At 70.3% G+C, this 22,220-nt stretch carries 23 protein-coding genes, 1 tRNA gene and 2 pseudogenes; 14 read left to right on the top strand and 12 right to left on the bottom strand.

Going from position 1 to position 22,220, the window contains the following annotated elements; genetic code table 11:
* Positions 1-56 precede the first annotated feature (56 nt).
* Positions 57-1,691: a hypothetical protein gene (locus AS97_RS18740; protein WP_210565316.1), complete on the top strand. Its 1,635-nt coding sequence runs from the start codon at positions 57-59 to the stop codon at positions 1,689-1,691.
* Between the two features lie 33 nt (positions 1,692-1,724).
* Here AS97_RS18740 and AS97_RS18735 read toward each other — a convergent pair whose 3' ends face one another.
* Positions 1,725-1,913 (bottom strand): antitoxin, encoded by a 189-nt coding sequence (locus AS97_RS18735; protein ID WP_059144446.1) that lies wholly within the window; start codon positions 1,911-1,913, stop codon positions 1,725-1,727.
* 209 nt (positions 1,914-2,122) lie between these two features.
* Between AS97_RS18735 and AS97_RS18730 the strand changes: the two genes are divergently transcribed.
* From AS97_RS18730 to AS97_RS18715, 4 genes are all read left to right on the top strand, one after another.
* Positions 2,123-2,905, top strand: coding sequence for an HAD-IIA family hydrolase (locus AS97_RS18730; RefSeq protein ID WP_059144445.1), 783 nt, complete (start codon positions 2,123-2,125; stop codon positions 2,903-2,905).
* Between the two features lie 145 nt (positions 2,906-3,050).
* Positions 3,051-3,626 (top strand): hypothetical protein, encoded by a 576-nt coding sequence (locus tag AS97_RS18725; protein WP_210565315.1) that lies wholly within the window; start codon positions 3,051-3,053, stop codon positions 3,624-3,626.
* Positions 3,627-3,631: 5 nt separating this feature from the next.
* The gene (locus AS97_RS18720) at positions 3,632-4,360 is read left to right on the top strand and encodes a class F sortase (protein ID WP_210565314.1); all 729 of its coding nucleotides are present in this window, start codon (positions 3,632-3,634) and stop codon (positions 4,358-4,360) included.
* Between the two features lie 1,245 nt (positions 4,361-5,605).
* Positions 5,606-6,670: a glycoside hydrolase family 6 protein gene (locus tag AS97_RS18715; RefSeq protein WP_210565313.1), complete on the top strand. Its 1,065-nt coding sequence runs from the start codon at positions 5,606-5,608 to the stop codon at positions 6,668-6,670.
* A gap of 18 nt (positions 6,671-6,688) precedes the next feature.
* On the opposite strand, the gene AS97_RS18710 is transcribed toward AS97_RS18715, so the two are convergent.
* From AS97_RS18710 to AS97_RS47425, 4 genes and pseudogenes are all read right to left on the bottom strand, one after another.
* On the bottom strand, positions 6,689-8,644 hold the full coding sequence (locus AS97_RS18710) for a kelch motif-containing protein (protein WP_210565312.1): 1,956 nt from the start codon (positions 8,642-8,644) through the stop codon (positions 6,689-6,691).
* 3 nt (positions 8,645-8,647) lie between these two features.
* A pseudogene (locus tag AS97_RS47430) lies at positions 8,648-8,848 on the bottom strand (glycosyl transferase); the annotation flags it as partial.
* Between the two features lie 303 nt (positions 8,849-9,151).
* Positions 9,152-9,832 (bottom strand): FadR/GntR family transcriptional regulator, encoded by a 681-nt coding sequence (locus AS97_RS18705; RefSeq protein ID WP_059148490.1) that lies wholly within the window; start codon positions 9,830-9,832, stop codon positions 9,152-9,154.
* A gap of 254 nt (positions 9,833-10,086) precedes the next feature.
* Positions 10,087-10,302, bottom strand: a complete 216-nt coding sequence (locus AS97_RS47425) for a hypothetical protein (RefSeq protein WP_247204890.1) — start codon at positions 10,300-10,302, stop codon at positions 10,087-10,089.
* Here AS97_RS47425 and AS97_RS18700 point away from each other — a divergent pair.
* Complete coding sequence (locus tag AS97_RS18700; RefSeq protein WP_247204816.1) at positions 10,280-10,624, top strand: ATP-binding protein; 345 nt, start codon at positions 10,280-10,282, stop codon at positions 10,622-10,624. The genes AS97_RS47425 and AS97_RS18700 overlap by 23 nt on opposite strands.
* A gap of 581 nt (positions 10,625-11,205) precedes the next feature.
* The gene (locus AS97_RS18695) at positions 11,206-11,793 is read left to right on the top strand and encodes a choice-of-anchor C family protein (protein ID WP_210565311.1); all 588 of its coding nucleotides are present in this window, start codon (positions 11,206-11,208) and stop codon (positions 11,791-11,793) included.
* A gap of 121 nt (positions 11,794-11,914) precedes the next feature.
* Here AS97_RS18695 and AS97_RS18690 read toward each other — a convergent pair.
* The 3 genes and pseudogenes from AS97_RS18690 to AS97_RS18680 form a co-directional block, all read right to left on the bottom strand.
* Positions 11,915-12,690, bottom strand: a pseudogene (locus AS97_RS18690) (hypothetical protein).
* On the bottom strand, positions 12,691-13,200 hold the full coding sequence (locus AS97_RS18685; RefSeq protein ID WP_210565310.1) for a hypothetical protein: 510 nt from the start codon (positions 13,198-13,200) through the stop codon (positions 12,691-12,693).
* Between the two features lie 444 nt (positions 13,201-13,644).
* Positions 13,645-14,295, bottom strand: coding sequence for a TMEM175 family protein (locus AS97_RS18680; RefSeq protein ID WP_210565309.1), 651 nt, complete (start codon positions 14,293-14,295; stop codon positions 13,645-13,647).
* A gap of 190 nt (positions 14,296-14,485) precedes the next feature.
* On the opposite strand from AS97_RS18680, the gene AS97_RS18675 reads away from it, so the two are divergent.
* Positions 14,486-15,151, top strand: a complete 666-nt coding sequence (locus AS97_RS18675) for a hypothetical protein (protein WP_086708193.1) — start codon at positions 14,486-14,488, stop codon at positions 15,149-15,151.
* Between the two features lie 85 nt (positions 15,152-15,236).
* Here the strand turns inward: AS97_RS18675 and AS97_RS18670 are convergent, their stop codons facing one another.
* Positions 15,237-15,779: a PadR family transcriptional regulator gene (locus AS97_RS18670; RefSeq protein WP_210565308.1), complete on the bottom strand. Its 543-nt coding sequence runs from the start codon at positions 15,777-15,779 to the stop codon at positions 15,237-15,239.
* Positions 15,780-15,938: 159 nt separating this feature from the next.
* Positions 15,939-16,015, bottom strand: a tRNA-Lys gene (locus AS97_RS18665).
* 196 nt (positions 16,016-16,211) lie between these two features.
* Here AS97_RS18665 and AS97_RS18660 point away from each other — a divergent pair.
* Positions 16,212-16,805, top strand: a complete 594-nt coding sequence (locus AS97_RS18660) for a lytic polysaccharide monooxygenase (RefSeq protein ID WP_086708195.1) — start codon at positions 16,212-16,214, stop codon at positions 16,803-16,805.
* Between the two features lie 91 nt (positions 16,806-16,896).
* Here the strand turns inward: AS97_RS18660 and AS97_RS18655 are convergent, their stop codons facing one another.
* Both AS97_RS18655 and AS97_RS18650 read right to left on the bottom strand, forming a co-directional pair.
* Positions 16,897-17,106, bottom strand: a complete 210-nt coding sequence (locus AS97_RS18655; RefSeq protein WP_125760684.1) for a DUF397 domain-containing protein — start codon at positions 17,104-17,106, stop codon at positions 16,897-16,899.
* A gap of 17 nt (positions 17,107-17,123) precedes the next feature.
* Positions 17,124-18,005 (bottom strand): helix-turn-helix transcriptional regulator, encoded by an 882-nt coding sequence (locus AS97_RS18650; protein WP_210565307.1) that lies wholly within the window; start codon positions 18,003-18,005, stop codon positions 17,124-17,126.
* A gap of 154 nt (positions 18,006-18,159) precedes the next feature.
* On the opposite strand from AS97_RS18650, the gene AS97_RS18645 reads away from it, so the two are divergent.
* From AS97_RS18645 to AS97_RS47420, 5 genes are all read left to right on the top strand, one after another.
* Positions 18,160-18,561, top strand: coding sequence for an ATP-binding protein (locus AS97_RS18645; protein ID WP_059148481.1), 402 nt, complete (start codon positions 18,160-18,162; stop codon positions 18,559-18,561).
* Positions 18,562-18,610: 49 nt separating this feature from the next.
* Positions 18,611-19,000 (top strand): hypothetical protein, encoded by a 390-nt coding sequence (locus AS97_RS18640; protein WP_059148480.1) that lies wholly within the window; start codon positions 18,611-18,613, stop codon positions 18,998-19,000.
* 398 nt (positions 19,001-19,398) lie between these two features.
* Positions 19,399-20,202: a hypothetical protein gene (locus AS97_RS18635; protein WP_247204414.1), complete on the top strand. Its 804-nt coding sequence runs from the start codon at positions 19,399-19,401 to the stop codon at positions 20,200-20,202.
* Positions 20,203-20,255: 53 nt separating this feature from the next.
* Complete coding sequence (locus tag AS97_RS18630) at positions 20,256-21,146, top strand: LuxR family transcriptional regulator (RefSeq protein ID WP_086708199.1); 891 nt, start codon at positions 20,256-20,258, stop codon at positions 21,144-21,146.
* A 488-nt stretch (positions 21,147-21,634) separates the two neighbouring features.
* Complete coding sequence (locus AS97_RS47420; RefSeq protein WP_247204815.1) at positions 21,635-22,198, top strand: ABC transporter permease subunit; 564 nt, start codon at positions 21,635-21,637, stop codon at positions 22,196-22,198.
* Positions 22,199-22,220: the final 22 nt, after the last annotated feature.

The raw sequence follows: 22,220 nt of genomic DNA, 5'->3' as shown, positions 1-22,220 counted from the left end.
GCGGACGCGGAATGTAGCGCAGTGCTCGGGGAAACCCCGCACAGCAGAGGTCACTCATGCGCTTGCCCACCGCACTGTCCCTACGAGCTGTCCTTCCGGCGGCCGCGCTCGCGTTCGCCCCCGCCCTCTATGGAATCCCGGTGTACGCCGCCGAGGCCGAGTCCGCCGCCTGCGGGGGCCGGAACGCCCCCGACTTCCCGATCGAAGCCCATCTGCGCGATGGTCCGGATCAGTACGCCCGGGGCGGCGGCTGGCGCGGCTGGCACCTCGAACTGCGCAACGCCACGGACACCGGGTGCCGCGCCATCCACCCCATCGCCGTCCTGATCGACGAGGCCCGTGAACTGCGGCCCCGCCATATTGGTTTCGAGTTCCTGGACCCGTCCGCGGAGGGCGGCGCCACCTGGCGGGCCGTCTCCTTCCAGACGACGGACGAGGACGAGAACATCGGGGTCTTCGACAACAGCCATTTCAAGGGCTTCACCGTGCCCGCGCACAAGACCGTCGACGTGCAGGTGCGCACGCGGTTCACCGAGGACGCGCCCGAGGGGCCGGTGACGGCCAACGCCATCGCCGTACAGCGGCGCGCGAACGACGGCGACTGGGTGGGGCAGTCGAACGACTACGCATTCCACATCGGCCCGGCGGCGACGGGGGCGGCTTCGGGCACGGGTTCGGGTTCGGGCGCGGGCGCGGGTACGGAGGCCGGGGCGGGTACGGAGGCCGGGGCGGGTACCGGAACGCGGACGAGGGCGGCTACGGGCGCCGTCAGGGATAGGGAGACGGATACCGGTGTTGGCGCCGGAGCCGCTACCGACGGAGCCACCGAGACCAAGCCCGCCCCGCAGCCGACCACTCGCTCCAAGAGCCCCACGGCCGTTCCGACGCGCACGCCCGAGAAGACCCGGCCCTCCGCCGCGCCGAGCCGGACGCCGAGCGCCGGCGCAAGCCATGAGGAGAGCCATCCGGCCACGGTGCCGCCCCGTGCCGACAGCGACACTGGTGCCGACGCGGAGGCGGACGCCGACGTCGGCGCGGAGGCCGACGTCGACACCGATCCCAGTGCCGAAACGGACACAGGGACCGGAGCGGATGCCGAGACGGATACGGGCACTGATACCGAGTTGGGTGCGGATGTCGACACGGACGTGGACACCGACGCGGACGCGGACCTCGGCTCGGACACCGACGCCGGTACGGACGCCGACGCCGGTACGGACACCGACGCCGGTACGGGCGCCGACACCGAGGCGGGTACCGACACCGAGGTGGACGCCGACGTCGGCACCGGCCTCGACGAAGGTGTGGACACCGACACCGACCTCGGTACGGACACTGACCTGGGCACCGACACCGAGCTAGGCGCGGAGACCGACGACCCCAGCGCCGAATCCGACCTGGGCACCGGGACGGACCTGGGCACCGACCCCGGAGCCGAGACCGATCCGGGTGCCGAGACCGACCCCGGAGGCGAGACCGACCCCGGACAGGAGTCCCGAGTCGACCCCAGCACCGGCACCGGCACCGATGGACGTCATGAGGAGGACGGCGGCCACGAGCGCGAGCGGGTGCCCGAACTCGCCGCGACGGGTCGTCACACCGCCCTGCTCGCGGGGCTCGGCGTCATCAGCGCCGCGCTCGTGACCTGCGGCACCGTCCTCGTGGTGAAATCCCGGCGGTCGGGGACCTGAAGCCCCGACGTCCCCGACGCCCTCAACTCCGAGCTACTGGCCCCGGGGCCCCTCGCCCCGGCGGCGCAGCTCGTCGTCGATCTTGTCCGAGCCGGACTGGACCTGCTCCGAGTACTTGCCGCCCGTCTTCTTGTCAGCGGCCTCGGCCCCCTTACGAGTGCCCTTCCGAGCCTTGTCCGGGTTCTTGCTGATCGCGCCCTTGAGCTTGTCCATCATGCCCATCGCGGCCTCCTTACGGTCCGGCTCGTTCCAGGGAGGCGGAATCCGCCCCTCCCTCAGGATCAGACACCTGTGCGGATCTGTCGCGCTGGGACGCGGCGCGAACGGACGGCGAACGCATTGTGCTCCCGGACACGGGGCGGTCCCCCCGGGACTTTCCCCGGTTAGGCTGAGGTCGTCGCCAGAGGCCGATTCCGAGCGGAGAGCAACCAGTGGCAGAGCGCAAGCCGATCGAGTCATGGCTCACCGACATGGACGGTGTCCTGATGCATGAGGGGATACCGGTGCCGGGTGCCGACGCCTTCGTCAAGCGGCTGCGCGAGTCCGGCACGCCCTTCCTGGTGCTCACCAACAACTCCATCTACACCCCGCGCGACCTCCACGCCCGGCTGTCCCGGATCGGGCTGGACGTCCCGGTGGCCAACATCTGGACGTCGGCGCTGGCCAGCGCCCAGTTCCTGGATGAGCAGCGCCCCGGCGGCACCGCGTATGTGATCGGGGAGGCGGGGCTGACCACCGCGCTGCACGACATCGGCTACGTCCTCACGGATGTCGAGCCGGACTATGTGGTGCTCGGCGAGACCCGTACGTACAGCTTCGAGGCGCTCACCAAGGCCATCCGACTGATCAACGACGGTGCGCGGTTCATCGCCACCAACCCCGATGAGATCGGCCCCTCCGCGGAGGGTGCGCTGCCCGCTACCGGTTCCGTGGCCGCGCTGATCACCAAGGCGACCGGCCAGAAGCCGTACTTCGTCGGCAAGCCCAATCCGCTGATGATGCGCTCCGGGCTGAACGCGATCGGTGCCCACTCCGAGACCAGCGCGATGATCGGCGACCGGATGGACACCGATGTCCGGGCCGGGCTCGAGGCCGGTATGGAGACCTTCCTGGTGCTCACCGGGGTGACCAAGGCGGCAGAGGTGGACCGGTATCCGTACCGCCCGTCCACGGTCGTCGACTCCATCGCGAATCTCGTGGAACGCATCGCCTGACCCGCCGGTCACCCCTGCCTGATCCGCCGGGCCCCCTGCCCGCCCCACCGGCGGCCGCTGTGCCCCGGATGGCGCAGTAGGGGCCCGCAGCGGATGCGGGCCCCTGCCGGGCGCGTGAGCCTCTTGGTATCGGGAGGTTGTCACCATGCGCATCGTCGCACTCACTCTCTGCACCGCAGCATGCGCCGCTGTCGCGGCGGTGACGGCCGCTGCTCCGGCCCTCGCCGACCAGCGCCACTCCGTCACCACCACGATCCGGATCAGTCCGCACGCACTCGCCCCCGGCGCCGAGGTCGAGATCTGGGCCTTCGGCTGCCCTGACCGGGAGGCCACGGCATCGTCACCGGTGTTCGTGGACGACGCGGAGCTGACGCCGGAGGGGAATGCGCTCTTCAGCGAGGCGACGATCCGCTCGACGGCGACCAAGGGGGCGCACCGGGTCACCGTCGACTGCGCGGACAGTCTCTCGCGCGAGGACCGTGAGGCGCGTGAGGACGGTAAGGGCGGCATGAGCGGGGTCTCCCTCGCCGTGGAACGCCCGCCCTCGCCCGTCGCCCCTGTCCGCGCGGGCGGCGGCGGCACCGCGCACGACGAGGCCCGGGCGCGCGATGGCATCGGCGGTGCGGAGGCGTACGGCCTGGTGCTCTCGGGCGGTACGGCCCTGGCCGTCGGCGGCCTCGCGGTCCACCGCCGCCGTCATCCCTCCGGTACGGCGGGCTGATCGCCATGGACATGGATACCGAGATGGACGGGTACGTGGACGGGAATCGCTTCTCCGGACTCGGACGGCTGGCCACCGGGGTGGCCTGGGTGGCGCTGCTGCTCGGCCTGTGGATGTGGGGCCGGGACACCACGGAGGGAACGGGCGGTCCGGCGCCGATGACCGGGGACGTGGCCGCGGTCGGACGCCCGTCCGCCCATCCGCTGCCTCCGGCGCACGCACCACTGGCGTCCGCCCGGCCGAAGCGGGTCGTGATCGAGGCGGCGGGGGTCCGCGCCCCCATCGTCGCCAGCGGCCTCGACCGCGACGGAGCGGTGAAACCCCCGTCCGTCAGCCGCCCCGGCACGGTCGGCTGGTACCGCGCCGGCCCCGAGCCCGGCTCCCCGGGCGCCGCGCTGCTGGTCGGCCACCTGGACACGAAGAGCAAACCGGCGGTCTTCCACGGGCTCAGCGACCTCAAGCGGGGGGAGCGGGTGCGGGTCGCGCGATCGGACGGCACGACGGCGGAGTTCACGGTCGAGGACGTCGAGGTGGTGCCGGAGAAGCACTTCGACGCGCGACGGGTGTACGGGTCGCGGTCCCATGACCGCGCGGAGCTGCGGCTGATCACCTGCGGAGGGAAGTTCGACCGTTCGACCCGGACGTATACGGCGAACGTCGTCGTCTCGGCCTACCTGACCGGCACGACGGGCTCCGCCCACAACGTGTCGGCCGGCAGTCGCAGCGCGCACTAGTTCGGGGCGGGTGCGGGCGCCTGCGGCGGGCAAAGCCCCCACCCCACCCCGCCCCTCCCCGAAACCAGGTGGCTGCGCCCCCTGCCCCCACTCGGGGCTGCGCCCCCTGCCCCCACTCGGGGCTGCGCCCCCTGCCCCCACTCGGGGCTGCGCCCCCTGCCCCCGCCTGGGATTGCGCCCCTGGCTCCCGTCCGGGGCTGCGCCCCTGGCTCCCGTCCGGGGCTGCGCCCTGGCTCTGCTCGGGGTTGCGCCCCTGTCCCCGCCCAGGGCTGCGCCCCCTGCCCCCGGCTTGAGGCTCAGCCCTGCACCCCCGCCCGGGACTGCCTTCCTGTCCCCGCCCGGGACTGTGCCCCTGCACCCCCGTTTGGGGCTCCGCCCCCCCTGCATCCCTGCTCGGGGCTCCGCCGTGGACCCTCGCTGGGGCCTGGCGCCCGGTGTCCCCGCTCGGGCACAGCGCCCGGCACCTCGCTGGGGCACAGCGCCCGGCACCTCGCTGGGGCATGGCGCCCCGCGCCCCCGCTGGGGCATGGCGCCCCGCGCCCCCGCTGGGGCATGGCGCCCCGCACCCCCGCTCGGGCACGGCCCCCCGCACCCCCGCTGGGGCATGGCGCCCCGCGCCCCCGCTTGGGGCTCAGCCCCGGCCGCCGCTCGGGACTGTGCCCCGGAGACCCCGGCTTGGGGCTCCGCCTCCCGCATCCCTGCTCGGGGCTCCGCCGTGGACCCTCGCTGGGGCATGGCGCCCGGTGTTCCCGCTCGGGCACTGCGCCTGGCGCCCTCGCTGGGGCATGGCGCCCGGTGTTCCCGCTCGGGCACTGCGCCTGGCGCCCTCGCTGGGGCATGGCGCCTGGTATCCCCGCTCGGGGCATGGCGCCCCGCGCCCTCGCTGGGGCATGGCGCCTGGTATCCCCGCTCGGGGCATGGCGCCCCGCGCCCCCGCTGGGGCATGGCGCCTGGTATCCCCGCTCGGGGCATGGCGCCCCGCGCCCCCGCTGGGGCATGGCGCCTGGTATCCCCGCTCGGGCACGGCCCCCCGCGCCCCCGCTGGGGCACAGCGCCCCGCACCCCCGCTCGGGGCGCCATCCCTGCCGCGGAGCGCACCGTGTCATGGCGTATGGGCGAAAAACGGGGTGGGTTGTGGATGAGGCCGCGGTGGTTCGGGGTGGTGTGTAAGGATTGATTCGACCGGTCTTGTCCCGCCGGGGGATCACCGCCTGTTCCCCGGAGCGTGCACCCAAGGGGGAGTGGATGTACGGCAGTTGCACCGGCCGTTCGCGGCACGTTGCCCGTACCCGCATCCGCGCTCTCTCCGCCGCTGGGGCGCTGCTGTCGTTCGTGGCGCTCTCCGGGTGTTTCGGGGCCTCGAAGGGGGACAGCGACCATGCCTCCCTCGCCTGGCAGGCGAAGCAGCGGCCCAAGTCCACGGTTCCCTACTGGGTGAATCCGGATGGCAGCGCGGCGCGGCAGGTGGCGGCGTATCGCAAGAAGGGGGCGGACGGCGAGGCCAGGCTGATACAGAAGATCGCGGAGCAGCCCGTCGCGGAGTGGCTCGGGGTGGACGATCCGGAGGGGCAGGCGCGGTGGTTCACCGCGGCCGCGGCTCACGTGAACCGGGACGCGCTGCTGGTCTTCTACAACATCCCGCACCGCGACTGCGGGCAGTACTCCAAGGGCGGCGCCGCCGACGGCAACGCCTATCGCACCTGGCTGGACAAGGTGGTCCGGGGGATCGGCGACCGCCGGGCGGCGGTCATCCTGGAGCCCGACGCGCTGCCGCACGTGGTGGACGGCTGTACGCCCAAGCAGTTCCACGCGGAGCGGTACGACTTACTGACCGGCGCTGTGGACAAGCTCAAGGGGCTGCCGCGCACCAAGGTCTATCTGGACGCCGGAAACCCCCACTGGATCAAGGACCCGCGCCGGATGGTCGAGCCGCTGAAGCGGGCCGGTATCCGTAAGGCCGACGGCTTCGCGCTGAACACCTCCAACTACCAGACGACCCAGGAGAACAGGGCGTACGGCAAGAGGCTGTCCGCGCTGACCGGCGGCAAGCCCTTCGTGATCGACACCAGTCGTAACGGCAATGGGCCGGCCCCCGGTAAGGGCGACCCGCAGGCATGGTGCAACCCGAAGGGCCGGGCACTGGGCGAGCGGCCGACCACCGACACCGGGGACAAACTGGTCGACGCCTATCTGTGGATCAAGCGTCCGGGCGAGTCGGACGGCACCTGCAAGGGCGGTCCCACCGCGGGTCGGTGGTGGCCCCGGTACGCGCTCGATCTCGCCCGTAACGCCAACCGCAAGGGCAGCTGAAGGGCGGCCCGAAGGCTGTTACTTCTTCGGGGGCGCGGGCGCGGGCACCTTTACCCACACCGCCTTCGACGGTGTGCCCTGGTCGTCCACCGCGTTGAGCATGTACCACCCCGGCGGCACCAGTGACGCGTCCTTCGGCAGCGTCACCGTCACCCCGTCCTTCGTCCGCGTGAAGTCGAGCGCGATCGACCGCTGCTCGACATTGGTCACATGGGTGAAGGACCCGGGCCGGATCAGCCGCATCCTGGTGATCGCCGATGGGTGCGCGGTCCGGTACGTGGACTTCCTGCCCGGCTTGACCGTCCTGGGCGCGGTGTCGGTGAGCTTCGGACGGGAGTCGCGGAAGAGATACGGCGGGGTGTAGAGGTCGATCTGCTGCTGGAACTCACCCGGCTTGGTGTTCGCCTTGTCGCCGAAGAGCGAGTCCGAGCCGAAGGTCATGACCCGGCCGTCCGGCAGGAGCAGCGCACCCGAGTGGTAGTTGCGGCCCACCAGCGGATCGGCCACCGGACGCGCGGTGTTGGTCTTCGGGGTGTAGAGCTCGGCCTTGAGCACATTGGTGTCGCCGCGGCCCCGGTAGTCGCCCGAGCCGTTGGTGGTCAGGACGGTGTCGTCGGGCAGGATCACACTGCTCGGATAGCGCGCCTTCGCATACAGCTCCGGCCCGTTCCTGAAGCGCGGCTTATCGGCACGCAGATCGGCGATCCGGGTCTTCGCCGTGGACGTGGCGTCCTCGCCGACCCCGCCCCCGCCCAGCACCATGTACCGCTGGTCCTGTGCGGGCGGCAGCAGCACGGACATCGAGGTCTCCAGCGCGTCCGGGTCACTGATGCCCGGGACCACGTCGAACCGGTTGCTCTTCAGATCCCAGATGCCGGGGGTGCGGCCCTTGTCGTCCGGGCCGTATCCGGCATTTGAGCCGGTGTAGAAGATCCGTCCCTTGCCGGTCAGGAACAGCGCGGGATACGTCGGGAAGAAGCGCTTCTTGGGCAGGTACTTCCACTTCTTGGTCTTGGGGTCGTAGATCTCGTTCTTCCCCGGGACCACCTGGCCGATCTCGTCCAGTCCGGAGACCGCGAGCACCTTGCCGTCCTGGAGGCCGGTCAGCGTCGGGTACCAGCGGGCCTCGTTCATCGGATCGACCGGGATGTACCGCTCGGCCACCGGGTCGAACTCATAGGCCATCTTGATGCCCTGGAAGTCCTTCTTGTCGAACGACAGCTTCTGCGCGATGCCGTAGAAGTTCTGCCGGTCCTTGCCCTTCAGTCCGGCGATCCGATAATTGTCCTCGGTGCCGGTCTGGTACTTCCTGCCCTTGCGCAGCGCCTCCACATAGACCCGTGCCGTGCTCGCGCTGACCGTGACCTTCTTGGTCTTGGGGTTCGTTTTCTTCGTCGCGCGCGGAACGAGAAGCGGGTCCTTGGACACGAAGGTCTTGCCGCTCTCCTTCCCGGTGAAGCGGGTCCCGGCGGGGAGGGTTTTGGGATTGTCGGGGTCCTCGTTGTGGACGAACATCAGTCCGCCCGCCTTCTCGACATCGCCCTTGAGCTTCTCGTAGCGCTGGGTGCCGCCCGCCACCAGCAGCTTTCCGTCCGGGAGCTGGGAGTGCCCGGAGCAGAAGAGGTCCTTGGGGGTCGGAATGTTGGTGAAGGTGTTCTTCTCCGGATCCCACAGGACGCTGCGGAAGGATTTGGCGGCGAAGTTCTTGGCGTTGTTCCCGGAGCCGGCCACCAGCAGCACCTTGCCCGTATGCAGCAGGGCGGCGTGGATTGTATTGATCCGGTATTGCTGGGGGACGTCGACCACATCCCAGTGGCCGTTCTCCGCCTTGTACTCCGGTTGGTTGATTTTGTACGCGTGGTACTTGTCCGAGCTGAAACGGTAGAGAGCCGGGCCGTTCATCCCGGCCAGCACGGTGATTGCCGCCGCACCGATCCCGAAGCGACGGGTGCGGCGACTCGGTCGGTACTTCACTTCTTATCGTCCCCCAAGAGCGGGCTGCGGGTTCCGTTTCTCCTGGCGGACGGTCCACCGCCAGGCGATGATCGGTGCGGCTGTGACAGCCAGGGCAATTGATGCCCAAACGGTCATCGCTGGATGACTGTGGCCGAAGTAGAAGGAAGAGGCGAGCGACCCGCCGAAGAGCAGCAGGAAGAAAAGATGGATCCGGGAGGTGCCGTGACGCCTGCGGCGGGCTATTCCCCTCCCCGCCCCTTTCCACAACTGGGCTCCGCCCAGACCCCGGAGTTCATGGGCGAAGCCCTGCTACGCGGGGATCCGCACGTCGGCACAGCCCCGGGCCCCTTCAGTGCGGCCTTTCGCGTCGCAGTCGACTTCCGCCGATCCACCTCCCAGCGGTAGCTGGGGGAGCATCGCAAGGCGCCGGAAAGTCCTCGTAGCGGAGCTACCAGGGCTTTTCGGCAAAGCGGCGAGGTGGGGTGCCAGACCGCGCGACCCGGGCGGGCGTCGAGCAAGGACCCCTTAGTCGCGTTGCGCCGAACGCAGTCGGATGCGGATGTTCCCGAAGTGGTCGCGGATCGCCTCTTCGGCCCGTAGGGCGTCCCCCGAGCGCACCGACTCCAGGATCTCCCGGTGCTGCTTGCAGGTGACCCGCGGATCGGTCGGTACGTCCACGAGATCGGTGCGCACCCGGTGGAAGGCGTCCCAGAACGCCTCCAGCACCTCGCTCAGCAGCGTGTTGTCCAGGCTCCCGTAGAGCGCGGCGTGAAACGCCCGGTCGGTCTCGGCCCGCACCGAGCCCTCCGCCGCCTCCGCCTCCATCCGCCGCACGACCGCGTCCAGCTCGGCGAGATCCGCCTCCGGGATGCGGCCTGCCAGCCGCGCGATCAGCCCCGTCTCCACGGCCTCGCGCAGCTCGAGGAGTTGGAGCAGGCTGTCCTCGCCCCGGTAGTGCCCGGCGACGGTACGGAAGATCAGCCCCTCGATCATCGGCGCCATCGACATCGGCCCGACGTACGTCCCGAAGCCGTGCCGGATCTCCACGATCCCCATCGCCTGCAACGCCTTGAGCGCCTCCCGCACGGAGTTGCGGCTGACGCCGAGCAGCTCCATCAGCTCGGTCTCGGTGGGCAGCGGGGTGTCCGAGGGGAGCCGCTGGTCGATGATCAGCCGCTTGATGCGTTCCTGGATGTCGTTCGTCATCCCCCGCGCATGCGAATGCGAATGCGAGTGCGCCGCCACCGCCACCTCCGATCCGAACAGCTTAGCGGCGGCGGCGCGAGCAGGTCAGATGTGTGCGATAAAGGCGTCCCAGGCTTCGGGGGAGTCATGTGCTTCGACGTAGCCGATCCACCGGTGGTCCGCCGTTTCCGCCAGGCGCATCGGTCCTTCGAAGCCGGGGGTCCTCCTGTCGCAGCGGCATGATCTGGACCTCCACGTTCCGGCGCCGCTGCTGCTCAAGCAGGTGATCGAGGAGGGGCCTTGGTCACCTCCGGGCCGCCGAAGTGCCGCTCCAGCAGCGCCTGTTCAGTGGTGAAGCAGAACGAGGTGTTCGGCCGCTCCTTGAGCAGGCGTTGCCCAGCCAGGTGCGCGACGACCTGTTGCTCGTACTGCTCCTCCGCCACCCGGCGCGGTGCCCGGCTCGCCCGGCTGCTGGCCGTGCACCAGCTCACCGCGTGGGGGCTCACCCCGGGGGTGGGCGGCTATGACGCGGCGATCCTGGTCGTGGCCGAGCTCTCGGCCAACGCGGCGCTCCATGGGCGCGTACCGGGGCGGGACTTCGCGGTGTGGCTGGCGTACGACGAGCGGGGCGGCGTCCTGGAGATCGAGGTGAGTTACACCCATGAGAAGTGCCCCGTGCCGAAGGCGCCCACGTCGGACGACGAGGAGGGGAGGGGGCTGATGTTGGTCGAGGCGGTGGCGGATCGCTGGGGCATCAGGGAGCGAAGGGGGCCGGGCAAGACCGTATGGGCGCGGATCACCGAGGCGAGGTGACTTTGAGCATGGGTCCGGGGGATGGGGGGCCGGGGCCTCGCCGCCGGCAGCCGGGCCGGTGGGGGCCGGGCCGTGGGGGCCGGCGCCGTGGCGGGCTTCCGTGCCCGAGGGTCGGGGCCGATCCGGGGTGTGGGTCGACGGGCTCAGGGCGACCCCTCCGGGTACCCCTCCCAAAAACGCTTGATCTAAAGCAACTAATTGGTCAAACAGTTTCGAGAGGGGTGCCCCACCCCCCCCGGCAGGCGGTCCGGCAACGGCCCTGCCTCGGGAGGCCGTAGCCGCCACCGACGGTCACATCCGGTTGCCCGGCGCTCGGCGACGTGGCCGCGCCCCCACCCCCTGCCCCGCTGCTCGAATGCGCCGAAGGCGCGAGACGGCGTCGCACCCGGCCGAGCCGCGCAACCCAAGGGCCCCTCCTCGAGGGGCGGCTAGGCGTGATCGACCGGCGCACCAGCCGCGCTCGACCCGGTCCCCACCACGGTGCGCCGGTGGTGGACCCTGGCATGGGTGTCTCCAGTGCGGAAGATTCAGCGACGCCATCAATTCGGCACAATGCCGAATGTGTCGCACTGGAGGGGAACATGTCGCCTATTCGCATCTTTATCACGTCGCTCGCCGTGGCCGGCGTGCTGGCCGGTACCGGGGCGGGTGCCGCGTCGGCCGCCGCCGTCAGCCGTTTCGACGACGGCAGCTTTGAGACGCCCGCGGTGGGGGCCAACACGTTCGGGACCGTGGTGGCCGGGGGGACCATCGGGCCGTGGAAGGTCACATCCGGAAACGTGGACCACATCGGGGACGGCTTCTGGCAGGCGGCCGAGGGGGGCCAGTCGGTGGACCTCAACGGTACGGGCGCCGGCACGGTGGCCCAGACCTTCACGACGGTGCCGGGGAAGCGGTACACGGTCACGTACTCCCTGGCCGGAAACCCGGCGGGCGGTCCCACCGTGAAGACGGGATCGGTCCTGGTCGACGGGCAGAACTTCCGGAACTTCACCTTCGACATCACCGGCAAGTCTTTCGGGAACATGGGCTATGTGACCCAGGAGGTGACCTTCGTGGCGCGGGGCTCCACGACGCTGGCGTTCGCCAGCACGAACAACTCCGCCTACGGGCCGGTCATCGACGACGTCATGGTCCGGAGCTGCACGCCCTGCCCCTCCTGCGGCTGAGCGCCAAAGGGAGCCCTCGGCGCCCCACGCGCCGGGGGCTCCCCGATCTCTGGGGGCGCGCGCCCGGTCGGCCCGCGCCGACCAGGCGCGCACTCCATGGACGCGCCCCGCGGTCCGCCGCTCAGGCTGCCGCGCGCTGGCGGTGTGCCAGGGACGCCGCCGCCTTACGGCGCCCCGGCCCGAGGACGTCGACGGGAGCGCCCGCGCCCCTGCCCGGTGTCTCGCGCCAGCGGCCCAGCCGGGCCACGACCTCGGCCAGCCGCCGATCGCCGGGTTTCACGGCGAGGTAGAAGAGCGACTCGTCCGGCTTCCGGTCGTCCCCGCCCCAGCGGACCACGCCGCCGAGCTCGGCGAGGATGTCGCGGAGCACGACCTCCTGCTGGGGGAAGAAGCCGCCCTTGACGCCCGGCGGGTAGTGGCCGGGCGGATCCGGACCGCCGTACCGGACGCCAGGTTGCCCTCCGGCAGCCCCTTGCGGACCGTGCCGGGGCTGCGCCAGCCCGCCACATCGCCCTTGCGCAGCTCGTCGATCTCGTAGTGGAAGCGGCGGATCACATGGACCAGCACGGCCTCCGGTGCGCCGATGCGGACGGTGACGCCCTCCAGCGGGGTGACGGGCACCGGACGGGACCAGATGGTTCCGTCGCCGTCGGTGGCCTTCTCCATCTCCCAGCCGTTGGGGCTCGGTCCGCCCGTCAGCACCCGGGCCTGGTTGGCCCGGAAGCGGCGGTATGCCTTCCGGATCTCCTCGCCGGTGGGCGTCTTGGAATGCGAGGACGCGGGGTACGCGGGCGTCGCCAGCAGGGCCGAACCGGGGAGAGAGGCCAGCGCCGCCGCGCCGGCCAGCGCACCGGAGCGGATGAGCAGCTGCCTACGGGATGGGTCGAACACGCTCATTCATCGTCCCCTCGTGACGGTAGGGCTGGTGGACCGGTCCTGGTCGCGGGCCACTACGGATACCGCGCCCGTGGCGATGGCCATGATGAAGGCGATGGCCATGGCCGGGTTGACGTATCCGGGGACCGCGGCGTCGTAACTTCCGCCCTCGTCGAGATGGCAGGTGAAGCGAAGCGGAAGGTAGTGCGCTTCATAGCGGTCGACCTGAGCCGCCTTCGCCGCGCCGCCCGCCTCGGCGCACTCCTCGCGCATATTGGCGTTCTCCATGAACATCACGTGGAGTGCGCCCCAGATGTACAGGGCGATGGTGGCGCAGACCGACAGCAGGGCGATTCCCCCGAGCCAGTCGGCCGGGGTCTTCCGGCGGCCGGTGCGCCGGGAGACGCCGGAGCCGAGTATGCCGATCAGGGTGAAGATGACGATGATCCCGATCAGGCAGATGAAGAGCAGCAGGATCGAGTCGTGCCCGCCCGCCGAATCGGCCGCCAGCAGGGAAGGTTCTTCGCTCACCGCATCATCCTGTTGTACTTCTCGAAGATGTAGTAGAGGGGCATGCGCTTCCTGGCATCGGTGAACGCGGGCTCCTCATATCCCTGGTAGCGGCGCAGCACCTCGTAGATCTCGGACTCCTTGTAGTCCAGGGAACCGGACGTCGGCCAGCAGCCCCGGGTAATACGCCTGGTTGAAGAGGCTGTCCGGCATCGACGCCACCGGCCTCTCCCCAAGGCCCGGACGCGGGAACAAGCGCTTTCCCCGCTGTGGTCGCACGGAACATATGCACTGGTCATGGCCTTGGACAAGAGGCCCGAAGAGGCATGGGGAGCGGAGTCGGAGCCTCCGTCGGCGGGGGGTCACGGAGGAGGTATGGGGTGCGTCACCGTGCGTCCGTCATGAGGGGATAAAGCGGCTCATGTGCAAAAGGCCCTCAGCGCCCCGAGTTCACCGTCTCCGTGGTCACGGGGTGGGGTGGGACGGCGCGACCGCCGCATGCTTGCTCGCACTGATGTGGCGCCGTCCGAGGCAATACCGGACGGGGACGGCCAGGAGCCACCAGTACTCCGCCGCGTCGGACGAGATGATCACCGCCACCGGCACCGAGCTTCCGAAGACGAGCGCGACACCCGCCGCGTGCTGGAGTGACTGGGTGAACAGAGCGCGCGGAATGTCGGTGTCGCGCAGGCTGGGGCGCCGGAGGAGGCGGGTCGCCATCGCCGCGATCAGCAGCGCGGCCATGGCGATCGTGCCGGCGTACAGCGAGGTCGCCATCGCGCTGCTGTGGTACTCCGTGACGATCTTCGTCGGAAACGGCAGGGCGGCGACGAGGGCCATCAGCGCCAGATCCAGGTAGAGCAGCGGGCCGTCCACCACCTTGGTCATCCGGAACAGCCGGTGATGCGAGATCCACAGTGCTCCGACCACGACAAAGCTGAGCAGATATCCGGCAGCGGACGGGAGCGCCTCCTCCCTCAGCGCGTGCCCGAGTTCGGCCGTGGGGAGATGCTCCGGGACCGTGATCTCCAGGGCGAGGAGCGTGATGGCGATGGCGAAGACCGCGTCGGAGAACGCTTGTATCCGCTCGATGTCGATCCCGTTCAAAGGCTTCACCGTCAACAGCTCCTGATTCATTTCGAGTGCGGGCGCGGGTGCGGCCCGCTGGGACTCTGCATACTACGAAACTGACATGTCAAGTTAGCTCGGCTGCTGAGTTCAATGCCCAAACCGTGCGGACTCTGCTCACGGTGGGCTCTGGTTGCATCGGCTTTGACATGTCGAGACTGACATATAGTGTGCAGGCATGAGCTTCTTCGAGGTTTTGGCCGCCGTGGCGGTCGTCGTGGCCCTCATCGCGCGCCAATTGCGGGGAGAGGCACTCACCGGCCGGCGGCTGATGCTGCTCCCCGTGGTCCTCACCGTGATCGGCATAGCCGACCTGAGTCGGCACGACCGCCACCCGACCTCCATCGACGTGGTGTGCCTGGTCGTCGGCGCGCTGCTGGCCGCGGCCATCGGCGCGGCACAGGGCGTGGCCATCCGGCTGGACCGGCGCGCCGGTGTGCTGTGGGCGCGGATGCCGGCGGTCGGCCTGTGGCTGTGGGCCTCGCTGGTGGTCACCCGCGTGGGGATGATGGCCGTCGCCCACGTGGTGGACGCGAAGGTGGCGGCGTCCTCGGCGACCATTCTGCTGATGCTGGGCGTCAACCGGCTCGGGCAGGCGCTCGTCCTCGTCCCGCGCGTGATGTCCTCCGGCATGGCGTTCGCCCCGGAGCGGGATGGCAGGACATTCCCGGAACAGGTGTCGCAGCGGTTCGCGCCTCCGCCGCTGGACGACGAGGCCCCCGGGCGGCCGGGCGGCGCCGGCCCGGCGGCGCCGTACGCCGACGGGCGTCAGGGCGATCCGCTGGACCTCATACGCGATCGCAGGCGGCAGCGGCGGGCACGCCGGTTCAGCGACTGGAGGTGACGGCCCGCGGTGGCCGAATCCCCCCTCGTTCAGCAACCGGCTGCCGGACGAGCGACGGGGGCGTCGGCTGGGGCCGCGGCGGAGGCTATGCCGAATCGGGCCCCTGGCGCTTGTTCACGTGTTCGATGGCCCATAGCGCCCAGTCGTGCGTCGCCTGGTACTGGCGCAGGCCGTACTCGGCGGCGAGCTGCCCGAGAGTGTCGCGGCCCTGTCGTGGCTCGGCGTCTTGTTCCTCACGGAGCCTGCGGAGTTCGGAGATGCGCCCCTCGGCGTGCTCGACAAGGCCGCGCAGCGCGGTGACGGTCTCGTCCGGCTCCAGCGCTTCGAGCAGGAACAACCGCAGGACCTGCTCATTGCGCACCACGCCCTGCCCCCATGGCGCGAGCAGCCACTCCCTCAGCTCCTCGCGGCCCTTGTCCGTGACCGCGTAGGTCCGGCTACGGCGAGCGCCCTCATGCGTCACCTCGACGAGCCCTTGCTCCGCCATCCGGATCAGCTCGGGGTACACGCTCGTGTGGCCGGCCTGCCAGGCGTACCGCCCGAGGTCGCGCTCGAACTCCTTGCTCAGTTCGTAGCCGCTCGCGGGCTCGATGGCGAGGAGGCCCAGCAGTGCGTGCGACAGAGACATATGGGCAGCTTACATGTCATCTTCGGCAGGTCTTGGGTCGTGACTAGCACTGTTTGGGGCTGATTGACACATCAAAAGGAGACTATTCGACGGTCGCGGCCGCCATGAACAATGGGCGCCCTCGGAAGCCGAGGACGCCCAGGTCAGCGATATGGGTACTGGTGCGCCGCCAGGGACTCGAACCCCGGACCCGCTGATTAAGAGTCAGCTGCTCTAACCAACTGAGCTAGCGGCGCCTGCTGACGTGGAAATTCTACCCGACCTTGGGTGGTGGTCGGGCCCGGCCTCGGGCCGTGCTCAGGGTGCCGCGAGCCGCGCCGCGGCCTTGCGTCATTGGTATGGACATGACTATTGGCCCTGGATACTCTCCACTTGGTCTAGACCGCCGTGCACGGCTCATCGAAGCACTCCCCACGTCTTCAGGAGCGAAGCATGCGCAAGAAGATCAGCGCCGCCGTCATCGGCATCGGTCTCGCGGCGATTTCCGTCCTCGCGACCGGCGGCAGCGCCTCCAGCCACGGCTACACCGACTCACCCATCAGCCGCCAGAAGCTGTGCGCCAACGGCTCGGTGACGGGCTGCGGTGACATCCAGTACGAGCCCCAGAGCGTCGAGGGCCCGAAGGGCTTCCCGTCCGGCGGTCCCGCGGACGGCTCGATCTGTGCGGGCGGCAACAGCCGGTTCTCCCAGCTCGACGACCCGCGGGGCGGCAACTGGCCCGCGACCAGGATGACCGCCGGCCGGAGCTACACCTTCAACTGGCGGTTCACGGCCTCCCACGCGACCACGGACTTCAAGTACTACATCACCAAGAACGGCTGGAACCCCAGCCAGAAGCTCACCCGTGCGAGCCTGGAGTCCCAGCCCTTCCTGACCGTTCCGTACAACGGCCAGCGTCCGCCGTCCACGCTCTCCCACTCGGGCACCATCCCGAGCGGTAAGAGCGGCAGACATGTGATTCTCGCCGTGTGGACCATCGCGGACACCTCGAACGCCTTCTACGCCTGCTCGGACGTCCAGTTCTGATCGTTGTCCGGTCGATCCGGTCGATCCGGTCGATCCGGTAGTGCGGGTGGGTGCGGTGCCGTCCCGGGACGGCACCGCACCGACGTGACGATCAGGCGTCGAACGCGCCCGCCTTCGCGCTGCGGACGAAGGCGGCCAGGACCGGTGGCACGGTGGTCAGGACCGTGCCGGGGGCGTCACTCTCCCGCAGTTGGACGCGGCCACCGGCGACGGCGACCTCGACGCACTGGCCCTCGCCCGCGGAGTACGAGGACTTGCGCCAGTGGGGGCGGTGGTGCGTGGTCGTTTCAGAGGTGTTCATATGTGGGGCCCTCTTTCTCATACCAGACCAGCGATGAGGGCCTTCGTCTCATCCGTGGACAGCGCGCAGTCCACGATGTGGCCGAAGGCGTCGGCGAAGACGTTGACGTCGTCGACTCCTTCGACGTACGAGGGGCCGCGCAGGTTCTCCTGGGTGACCACATCCGGCATCGGCCCCGGGAAGGCCACGAGTGTGAACGCGCCCGCGTCCCCCGGATTGGGTGCCGCGTCGATCGGCATCACCTGCAGCGTGACGGTGGGCCACTCCGCCACCTCCAGCAGCCGCCGCAGCTGAGCGGCCATGATGCCGGGCTGCCCGGTGAACCGGCGGCGCAGCGCCGCCTCATGGATGACGGCCCACAGCCGCAGCGGGCGGGAGCGGGTGAGGACGGCCTGGCGGGCCAGGCGCACCTCGGCCAGGGCGTCGACCTCGGCGGCGGTGCGGGCCACGGCGTTCGCCGCGATGGTCTCGCGAGCGTAGTCGGCCGTCTGCAGCAGACCGGGGACCACCAGCGGGGTGTAGTCGCGGACGCTTTCCGCGTCGCTCTCCAGCGAGATGTAGTCGGCGTAGGCGGGGGCGACGACGCCACGGTAGGTCTGCCACCAGCCGCGTTTGCCCGCGTCCTTGGCCAGTCCCTCCAAGGCGATACGGGTGGTGGGGTCGGTGACGGCATAGGCCCTCAGCAGCGTTTCGACCTCGGCGGCGCGGATCGTGGCGTTGGCGTTCTCGATCCGGGAGAGTTTCGGCGCGGTCCAGCGGCGGGCGTCGGCCGATCCGTTCGCGGCCGCATTGAGCGCCGCGGCCGCCGCGTCCAGTGTCATCCCCGCTTCGGTGCGCAGCTGTCGCAGCGTGGAGCCCAGGCGCCTGCGCCGAACGGTGGGCACTGGCTGGTAGGACATGTCGCCAGTCTGTCGTATTGCCAACTACGCCTACCAGCCGGGCATATGCCAGTCTTGTACGACTGGGTCGAAACATTGCGAGTGGGACGTTCCATAGGCCAGGATCGCTAGGGGACACGGCAGCGCGCCGTGGTGTGGAGGGGCCCCGGATCATATGGCTGAGAACATCTCGCAGCGATACGAACTGCGCCTTCGCGCTCATCCGCGGATGCTTGCCGACATTCGCCGTGCCGTCGGTGCGCGCCTGCGGCTGTGGGGGCGCGAGGAGTTGATCAGCGCGGCGGGGATGTGCGTCACCGAGCTGCTGTCCAACGTCCACAAGCACGCGGCCTCTCCCGAATGCGTCCTCACCCTGGAGAAGCTTCCGCACGGGATCCGCGCGGCGGTGAGCGACTCCGAGTCGGCGCTGCCGGTGGTCAAGGAGCCGGACTTCCTCTCCGAGAGCGGCCGGGGAATGTTCCTGCTCAGCAAGACCGCCCATGAATGGGGCACGGACCTCACCCCGACGGGCAAGACCGTCTGGTTCACCCTGCACGCGGAATCGGTGGAACCGTGACCTGCGGCGCGAGTAGCGTAGAGCCGCGCACGAGGGCAGGGGGTGGGCCATGGACCCGGTGACCGCGGGAGCGCTGGTCACGGCGGTGAACGCGGCGGTGTCGGGCGCCGGCGGCGAGGCCGGGCGGCGGGCCCTGGAGTCCTTCGGCACGCTGGTCCGCAGGGTGCTGCGGCGGGGCGAGGGCGAGCCGGCCGGTGAGCCGGAGCCGGTGGCGATTCCGTACGACGACGGCGAGCGGCTGCGCCAGTTGGCCGATCTGCTGGTCGAACGGGCCCGGCAGGACCCGGAGTTCGGCCGTGACCTGGCCTCCTGGATGCGGGAGCACGGCAAGCCGGCCGGGGAGGCGGACGCCGTGCACAACACCATCGCGGGCAACGCCCGCATCACCGGCCCGGTCATCCAGGGACGGGACTTCCACGGGCCGATCAGCTTCGGCTGATCCCGGCGGCCGCCCGGGGGCGAGGGAGGGGACGTCCGGTGCCGAGCTGGCAGCAACCGGACACCATTCCCCACTCCGCGTCGTCGAACGGGGTCGAATCGCTGCGGTCCGTAGTCCCGCCGCGTGCGGAACCCGGACTCGCCGGTAACTTGTGGACATGCGCCCCCGGCGTACCGGTGGCGCGGCCGTAAGATACGAGCCGCCGCACCCGGTTTGGTCAACTCTTTACCTCACGCCCCGCGTTGACGTGGTCGCTGTGTGCGAATTAGTGTCGTCATGGATTTCGCACAATGCCGCCTCGGCAATTCGGGGCAGCGAAATTGACGAGAATCAGGCCGGTATTCGCATAACCAGGTCACTGTCGCCCGGCAGGGGAAGTCATGGTTGGTCTTGTGAGGGTGTCCGAGCCTTCGCCGCTGAGCACGGAGACTCCCTCGTCAGGCGCCGTCGACTATGTCGAGCACGCGCTGCTGGCCGCCCGTGATCTGATCGAGTCGACGGTCACCCGGCACCGGAGGGAGCTGGCCCAGGACTCCTGGGCGGGGGCGGCTCTGGGGAAGGTGCCGCTCGCCGAGGTCGTCGACACCCTGGTCGACTGCGCCGAGCGGACCGTCAGCGTGGTGTTGTCGGGGAACGAGGAGCAGACGCGGGCCGTCTGCGCCGCGCTCGCCCGCCCGGCCAGGGGGAGCCGGCGCGCCGTCGTCGTACGGCTGTTGTGCGAGGAGCCGGTGCTGGCCTCGGGCGCGGTGCGGGCGCTGGCGCGCACCGATCCGCGGTGCGAGATCCGGATCAGTGACGGCGGGCTGCCGCCGTTACCCGAGGCGCTGCTCATCGACGGCCAGGTGGTCTACCTCAGAAGGGGACCGTCGGAGCCGGGGCGGGGCCCGGGGCAGGCGTCGCTGGTGGAGGACCCTGCCACGGTGCGGGCCCTGGAGATGATGTTCGCCGGGACCTGGGGGAACGCCGTGGCGCTCGCGGACCATCCGCGGCTGGGCGGGCGGTTGTGCCCGGAGTCCGTGCGGCGAATCCTGGAGTGTCTGCGCACCGGCCACACCGATGAGGTGGCGGCGCGCACGATGCAGGTCTCCCTGCGCACCTACCGCCGGTACGTCGCGGAGATCATGCGGGAGCTGGGGGCCAACTCCCGCTTCCAGGCGGGGGTGCGGGCGGTGGAATTGGGGCTGCTGCCCGGCCGTCACTGACGGCGCTCGAGACCTTGACCACGTCACGAGGCGGGAAGTACGGGAATGTCGACATGAAGCACCGCGGACGCGATCCTGGACCGGAGGCCGCGCTCGCGGGGGACATGCTGGAGGGGACGCTACGGGAGGTACGGGACCTCATCGAGTCCACGGTGATCCAGCACCGCGCGCGGCGGAGCCGGGACGCGCGGTTCACCGAGGTGGGGGTGGAGGACGCCGCGTTCCTCGCCGCCGCCGAGGAGGTGATCGGCCAGGCGGGGCGGAGCGTGGACGCCGTCTTCCCCGAGTGCTCGGCCCGGATGGCGCCGGCGCAGGCCGCGCTCGGCGCGCTGGTGGAGGACCTCGGCGACCCGGTTGGGGTGCGGGTGCTGCGCGGCAGATCCGCTGCCGGTTCCGGAACCGCCGGAGCCGGGCCCGCCGTTTCCGCGACCGGCCCCGGGGCCGCCACCGGAGCGTCGCCCGGGCCCGTGCCGCGGCCCATCCCCGGGCCCGCGCCGCCCGCCGAGGCGCCCGGCGCCGACGCGGCCGCGCGCCCCGTGCAGGTGCGGATCGCGGCGGTGGCGCTGCCCACCGCGGTGATCGCCGACGGCCGGACCGCCCTGGTGTGCACCGAGGCCGAGGAGGGGCGGCAGACCTCGGTCGTCGAGGACCCGGTGGTGGTCGCCACCCTGTACGGCATGTTCGGCTCCATCTGGGGCGGTGCGGTGCCCGCCGCCCGTCCGCTCGACTTCGGCAACCGCGCCCGTACCGAAATGGTGCGGCGGGTGCTGGCCCGGCTGCGCGACGGGGTCACCGACGAGGCCGCCGCCCGCGACCTGGCGATCTCGGTGCGTACGTACCGCCGCTATGTCACCGGGATCCTGGAGCTGCTGGAGGCCAACTCCCGTTTCCAGGCGGGGGTGCGCGCCACTGAGCTCGGCATCCTCGGAAATACATCAACATGATTATTTCGTTTTCCCCATCGACATTGTGATCCGGAGCGTGCTGGCGATAGGTTGCCTGCGGGCGTGCCGAGATCTGGCAACAGCCGGTAATGCAAGGGGATTTGGGGATGACCGAAGGGCACGGAAGGGGCGCGACCGCCACGGCGGGCGCGGACGGCGAGCCGAGTACGGACGAGCCGCATTCACCCCGACCGGGACATGCGCGAAAGACCGGCGACAGCGGCGGAAATGGTGAGAAATCATGGGCCGGTGACAGCCGGAAAATGACCGGATCGGCATCCGGTACAGCCTCCGCCGACCGGCGGAGAACGCTGTTCCGGGGTGTGCTGCCGCCGCTGGCATTTGGGCTGCTGCTGCTTGTCGTCTGGGACATCGTGACCCGGACCGGCGCCGTTGCGGAGTTCTATCTTCCGGCTCCGCTCGACCTCGCGCGGCATTTCCTCGACGACGTGTTCCACGGTGATCTCGTCGACTACACCAAGGAGACGGTGTGGGAGGCGCTGGCGGGCAGCGGTATCGGGATCGGAGTGGCGCTGCCGCTCGGCTATCTGATCGCCCGCAGTGAGCTCGCGGCGGCCGCGCTGCAGCCGTATGTGGCCGCCTCGCAGGCCATGCCCGCGGTGGCGCTGGCCCCCCTGCTGGCCCTGTGGATCGGCTACGGACTGCTGCCCATCGCGGTCCTCTGCGCACTGCTGGTCTTCTTCCCCATCCTCGTCAACACCGTGCTGGGGCTGCGTTCGCTGGACCCCGATGTGATGGGGGCCGCGCGGGTGGACGGGGTGGGGTGGTGGGGGATGCTCTGGTACATCGAGCTTCCGCTCGCCCTGCCCAGCGTCCTCGCGGGGGTGCGCAACGGCCTCACGCTCTCCATCACCGGCGCGGTCGTCGGCGAATTCGTGATGGGCGGCGACGGACTGGGGCAGCTGCTGTCGGTGCAGCGCCAGGAGGCCGACACCATCGGACTGTTCTCGACGCTCGTCATGCTCGGCCTTCTCGCCGCCGTCCTGTACGGAATGGTCCGCCTGGTCGAGCGGCTCGTTCAGCGCGACTGACAACTTTCATCCCAGAGGAGAA

The organism is Streptomyces sp. AgN23 (genome assembly GCF_001598115.1).
Taxonomy (GTDB): domain Bacteria; phylum Actinomycetota; class Actinomycetes; order Streptomycetales; family Streptomycetaceae; genus Streptomyces; species Streptomyces antimycoticus.
Note: the sequence above shows the minus strand (reverse complement) of the source record. Positions and strands in the feature narration are given on the sequence as shown.